Source organism: Marinagarivorans sp. (genome assembly GCF_982758155.1).
This window is the reverse complement of sequence record NZ_CEXWTU010000273.1, coordinates 1-5,958: the sequence shown is the minus strand read 5'-3', so window position 1 is coordinate 5,958 and position 5,958 is coordinate 1. Positions and strand designations below refer to the sequence as shown.

Genomic DNA, 5,958 nt, shown 5'->3' with positions numbered 1-5,958 from the left:
AAGAAAGCCGATCTCTTCGCCTAATTGGATAAACTATTATTGCCTCGCCCCTTATCAATGTAATTTTTGAGGCTGTAACTTTAACGAAGTATGACCATGCGGTCAGTGCGACATATTGTCGCACCGATGCAGCGTAAGTTTCACAGAGGAAGCAGCCTACTGTGTCACAGGCCGCTTATGGAGTTTTCGCTGTAAGGTACGGCGATGCATATTCAGCTGTTTTGCGGTAAGCGTAATGTTGTCGTTATTTTCTGATAGCGCCTGCTGAATTTTCTCCCACTCTAGACGCTTTAAAGACATCGAGCCTTCGGGAGCGTCATCGATAATGAATTCCTCACCAAATGCCGCCATAACTTCATCAATGGCTGCCGGTTTTGCTATATAGTTATGGGCGCCTAATTTTATGGCTTGCACTGCCGTTGCAATGCTTGCGTATCCAGTCAGCAAAAGTATTTTAATATTAGGATGACTGGCGGCAAGGTTAGAGACTAAAGAAAGAGAATTGCCGTCTGTTAACTTCATATCCAAGAGCGCATGTGAAAAATAATTTAGTTGGTCGTCAACCTTGGCATCAGCAATATTAGAATAGTGCTGGACCTCAAAGCCACGGCGAACAAAAGCTTTTACTGTCATGTAAGCCAGCGCCTCATCATCCTCCAAATAAAACAGTTTATTGATCATGGTTTACCCCTCCTATCGAGGGTATTGTCACAAATACACGTGTTAATGGCACTGCATCAGATGCACGTGGATTAGAAAAACGAACACTGCCGCCCAACCGCTCTATCGTTGAATTCGCCAGTAAAAACCCAATGCCCAAGCCTGATTTAGACGTGAATACAGCTTCACCTAAGTTTTCAAGTGTTTCATTTTCAATGCCCAGGCCATCGTCTTCAATCAGTATATCGATACAATCTAGGGACATTCCAATCGTAATGTTAACTCGCGTATTGGCCGCGTTGATGGCATTTTCAATCAAGTTGATTATGGCGTGAAACAACAACATTCCGCCAGGTAAGTCGCGGTTCTCGGTACCGACTTCTAGGGTAAATGACGGTGAAGGTTTGGCATCCATCAGTGCAAAGTGCTCTTCTAGCTCCAAAATAAATGTCTCTAACGCTATGTTTTGAACCGGTGTTTTTTTATGGCTTGCTAATGACGTTAGCTTTTTCATGGTTGCTTTACAACGATCTATTTGCGCCTTAATACTCGCGGTGCACTCACGTGTTTCAACATCATTATGAATAGCGTCAATTTCGCCAATGGCCATGGCAATCGTCGATAACGGCGTGCCGAAGGAGTGAACCGTTGAAGCCGCTAAGGTGCCGATGCCAATCAACTGCTCATTTTTCAATATCTCTTCGCGCGCTAAACTTAGGGCCCGCTCCCTATCTTTTAACGCCCGTGTTAAACGTGAGATAAAAAAACAAATTAGAATTGCACTGCCAACGAAGTTTATCCACATGCCAAGCAAGTGGGACCTAAATTGAGCATCCATATGAGCCATATGCTGGTTGGTGTCAAGGTACATCAGTAACGAATATGCTGAGATACTAACTATCGTAAAAACCCAAGCCATACGCTCCCGAAGGACGCCAGCACTAATCGCGACAAAGACTAACAAGTAATAAATAAAAGGATTCGTCGAACGGCCTGTTGCACAGACAAAAATCAAAATCGCAATGCCGTCCCAAGCTAACTGAAGAAGTAAGGCCCCATTCGGTATGACTTTTTCCGCGCGGTAATGCAACCATGTTTTTGCCGAGAAAATCCCACTGAGTACCAATAAAACACCAGCGCTCCATAGCCCTGTGGGGTAGCCTGCAAAACCTACCGTATAGAGCACAAAACTGCACAACACGCATGCACGTAAAATGAGCAGCCGATTAAAAATCAAAAAACGATCATTAGCTAAGCCAAGGGATTGGTGCGGTAGCGTTTTCATTGGGCAGGGGTTTCTCCAATTTGAGCTTTCAATACAACACTGCACGGCGCTCGCGGCCCACAACGTGCTAAGCAGTGTACTTTTTTTGCTCTGCAAAAGGGTAGTGAATTCGGGTGAATCCACACAGAGCCGCGCCTTGATTATTGGTAATACCAAAAAAGACGCATCACAGTTAGAATGCCGGATAAATAATAACGGAGTGCGCTGCTGTGCCGGACCTATTCTGGGCTCAAGCTGTTGGTATGCTGAGCTTTGCACTTGGGCTATATTGCTTCTTTCAAAAAAATGACAAGCGCTTCAAGTATGTAATGTTAGCCGTCACCTTGAACAACGTACTGCATTTTGCACTTATGGGGGCAACCACCTCGGTTATAGCTGCGCTGTTTTCCGCGGTTCGTACAGGAGTTTCTATTCGAAGCTCATCCCCGCGAATTGCCTATGCATTTATAGTCACACTGCTAGGCTTTGGGCTGCATGCCGCAGAAAACTGGCTAGATATACTGCCCGTTATTGGTGGCTGCATTGGTACCTACGCCCTATTCTGCCTAACCGGTATTGCAATGCGCCTTGCGTTACTTGGCGGCACCCTTTGCTGGCTAATTAACAATATAATTATTGGTTCGATCGGCGGAACATTATTGGAATTTTCTCTGTTAGTGGTTAATTTGAATACCATTCGGCTGCTTTTTAAAGAGCGGCAGCTTTAGTTTGCGAAAAAAATCAGCTTAACCCGCAATACAGCCCATTTTGGTCATACCAATGATAATGCGCGATCACAAAGCTTTTTGTGCCCACGAGCTCAATTTGTTTCATTCTACCCCGCTCTTAACCTTAGTATTTAGGTAGTTTATCCGATTAGGTTTTCACTAAATCCCCATGTATACAAGGTTAAGCCCCAAAATACTGACTCTTGATATCCTTTTTTGGCTTTATCACTCAGGAAACTACCTTAGAGGTTGAGGATTAATCTCGCTGCCGCTAAGATGGCCTTACCAATTTGCATCGAGATGACAAAAAACCTTGTACCTTGTAACTTGGCTAGGTTTTGTCACTGAACAGGGCATGCTTAATGTACAGGCACCTAAACTATAAATATGCGGCCAGAAAATATGATTAGATCACTCTGCACCTTTATCGCGCTGTCGGCATTCGCCGTATTGCTCGCAGGTTGTCAAAAAAACGATGCGAATCATCAAACGCTAAAACTTGCACATACACTGAATACCGATCACCCGGTGCATAAAGCGATTGTATTTATGGCGAAGGAACTCGAAAAAAATTCAAAGGGTGCCATGTCCATTGATATCTATTCTAGCGGCCAGCTGGGCGGCGAGCGGGAGCTTATTGAGTTACTTCAAATAGGCAGCCTAGCCATGACCAAAGTCTCCTCAAGCCCCCTCGAAGAATTTATTGAAGAGATGAAAGTCTTTAGTACGCCCTACCTTTTTGAAGATAACGATCATTTTTGGCGGACATTGAATGGGGATATTGGGCGGGATATTTTATTAGCCGGCGAATCTGTTTATCTGCGCGGACTAGGCTTTTATGATGCCGGTAGCCGGAGTTTTTACAGTGTTAACAAACCCATACATACGCCGGATGATTTAGCGGGCTTAAAAATTCGTGTTCAACAAAGCCAATCGGCCATTCAGATGGTGAACACTCTTGGGGGTAGCGCAACGCCTATTGCATGGGGCGAACTTTATACTGCACTTCAGCAAGGTGTTGTTGATGGTGCCGAAAATAACCCGCCCAGCTTTTGGTCATCAAAGCATTTTGAAGTTGCTAAATATTACACCCTTGATGAACATACGATGGTGCCAGACATTATTCTGATCAGCCAATACACGTGGAATCACCTAACTGCACAGCAACAAGGTTGGCTGCAGTCGGCTATGGACGCGTCCGTTATTTACCAACGTAAATTATGGGCAGAAGCTACCCAAAAAGCCCTTCAAGCGGTTGCTAAAGCAGGTGTCGAAATCATCATTCCAGATAAAATCCCTTACCAGAAAAAGGTACAGGCACCCGACTCAGATGCAAACCGCGATCAATCTCAAGTGAATAAAGACATCATCCATAATATTCAATTACTCCGTAAATAGAGTGTAACTAATGCCTATCGTCGTTCGTGTTTCAAAAGGGTTAGAAGTCGCCCTATCCAATTTACTGGCCTTATTGATGCTTGCCATGGTTATCGATGTGCTTTGGCAGGTGGTCTCTCGCTTTATTCTTGCCGACCCTAGCTCTTACACCGAAGAGCTGGCGCGGTTTCTTTTGATGTGGGTGGGATTATTCGGCGCAGCCTATGCTTACCGTAAGCATTCGCATCTTAGTTTAGATTTAGTCATCAATGCCGTATCTACTACATCGCGCGTTAGGCTGAACCGTTTTATTCAGTGCATTACATTTTTATTTGCGATATCCGTCATGGTTTTTGGCGGTTACAAGCTTATGGCGCTTACGCTTAGCCTTAAACAGAATTCTGCGGCGCTGGGCTTCCCAATGGGTTGGGTTTACGCCTGCATCCCCATAAGCGGTTTATTTATTTGTTGGTTTGCTTTTGACAATTTCATCCATGCTGAATCATTTTCAGACAATAAAAACAACGACAAGGCATAAGTCATGGATCCCTCGATTCTCATCCTAATAATTAGCTTCACCTTTCTACTGATTATCGGAACACCGGTTTCTATTAGTATTGGTATTTCGACGGTGCTCACAATGCTAGTAAGCATTGATTTTGTTCCCGCGGTAACCACAACAGCCCAACGTATGGGCGGCGGCTTAAATAGCTTTTCACTCTTAGCCATTCCTTTCTTTATTTTATCGGGATTGCTTATGGGGCAAGGCGGCATTGCCCGACGCTTAGTCGAGTTTGCTAAAGTGCTGATTGGAATGTTTCCCGGCGGGTTGGCTTTTGTTAACGTAATTAGTTGCACACTATTCGGCGCTATTTCAGGCTCTGCCGTTGCTGCAACCTCTGCCATCGGTAGCTTTATGATACCGACAATGAATAAAGAGGGTTACGATAAAAACTTTAATGCTGCTATTACTGTTGCCTCGTCTACAACAGGATTATTAATTCCACCGAGTAATATCTTAATTATTTATTCACTAGCCAGTGGTGGCGTTTCTATTGCCGCTTTATTTGTAGCAGGCTATATCCCCGGCATATTGATGGCCGCCTTTCTTATGGTTGTATGCGCTATCTATGCCCGTATTAAGAAATTTCCGGTTGGCGATAAACCCACTTTTAGAGACATTATTCTCCGTAGCTGGGAAGCCATACCCAGCCTAGCATTAATATTTATTGTTATCGGGGGCATCATTAAAGGCATTTTTACCGCGACAGAAGCCAGTGTTATAGCTGTGCTATACGCCGGATTTTTATCATTAGTTGTCTATAAAGAAATCACTTGGGGTGATTTAAAACCCTTGCTCGTGAAAGCTGGCGAAACAACGGCCATTGTATTATTGCTCATCGCTACATCCACCGCCATGTCTTGGATTCTAAGCTACGAGAATATCCCTCAAGACCTATCGGCTCAGTTACTCAACCTTACCGATAATCCTATCGTGATATTACTCACGATCAATATCATTTTGTTGCTCGTTGGTATTTTTATGGATATGACGCCAGCCGTGCTCATTTTCACCCCAATTCTATTACCCGTTGCCGAGAGTTTAGGCCTATCGCCGCTTCACTTCGGCATTATTATGATTATGAACCTCTGTATTGGACTGTGCACTCCGCCGGTTGGCAGCGTTTTGTTTGTAGGATGTAGCGTTGCTAAAACCTCGATTGGCGCGCTGATTAAACCGTTACTCCCAATGTACGTAGCCATGATTTTTGCACTGTCACTTGTGATTTTCATTCCGGCACTGAGTGAATTCTTACCCGTATACTTTGGACTTTATGAGTTACCATAAATGAGACCCCAAAAAAAACAGCCTAAGGGGCGGGGCAATAATAGTTTGTCCAATTAGACGAGGGCGCCTGTTTTCTCAAC

6 protein-coding genes are annotated in these 5,958 nt (G+C 44.3%); 4 read left to right on the top strand and 2 right to left on the bottom strand.

Annotated features, from left to right (window positions below):
• Positions 1 to 156: 156 nt before the first annotated feature.
• Both AC3A8L_RS19200 and AC3A8L_RS19195 read right to left on the bottom strand, forming a co-directional pair.
• Positions 157 to 681, bottom strand: a complete 525-nt coding sequence (locus AC3A8L_RS19200) for a response regulator transcription factor (RefSeq protein ID WP_487963886.1) — start codon at positions 679 to 681, stop codon at positions 157 to 159.
• Complete coding sequence (locus AC3A8L_RS19195) at positions 671 to 1,945, bottom strand: sensor histidine kinase (RefSeq protein WP_487963885.1); 1,275 nt, start codon at positions 1,943 to 1,945, stop codon at positions 671 to 673. Before AC3A8L_RS19195 ends, AC3A8L_RS19200 begins: the two co-directional genes overlap by 11 nt.
• Positions 1,946 to 2,154: 209 nt before the next feature.
• On the opposite strand from AC3A8L_RS19195, the gene AC3A8L_RS19190 reads away from it, so the two are divergent.
• The 4 genes from AC3A8L_RS19190 (at position 2,155) to AC3A8L_RS19175 (ending at position 5,878) form a co-directional block, all read left to right on the top strand.
• The gene (locus tag AC3A8L_RS19190) at positions 2,155 to 2,652 is read left to right on the top strand and encodes a YgjV family protein (protein WP_487963884.1); all 498 of its coding nucleotides are present in this window, start codon (positions 2,155 to 2,157) and stop codon (positions 2,650 to 2,652) included.
• A 402-nt stretch (positions 2,653 to 3,054) separates the two neighbouring features.
• On the top strand, positions 3,055 to 4,050 hold the full coding sequence (locus tag AC3A8L_RS19185) for a TRAP transporter substrate-binding protein (protein WP_487963883.1): 996 nt from the start codon (positions 3,055 to 3,057) through the stop codon (positions 4,048 to 4,050).
• A 10-nt stretch (positions 4,051 to 4,060) separates the two neighbouring features.
• The gene (locus tag AC3A8L_RS19180; protein WP_487963882.1) at positions 4,061 to 4,567 is read left to right on the top strand and encodes a TRAP transporter small permease; all 507 of its coding nucleotides are present in this window, start codon (positions 4,061 to 4,063) and stop codon (positions 4,565 to 4,567) included.
• Between the two features lie 3 nt (positions 4,568 to 4,570).
• Positions 4,571 to 5,878, top strand: a complete 1,308-nt coding sequence (locus AC3A8L_RS19175; RefSeq protein ID WP_487963881.1) for a TRAP transporter large permease — start codon at positions 4,571 to 4,573, stop codon at positions 5,876 to 5,878.
• The last annotated feature ends 80 nt before the right edge of the window (positions 5,879 to 5,958 follow it).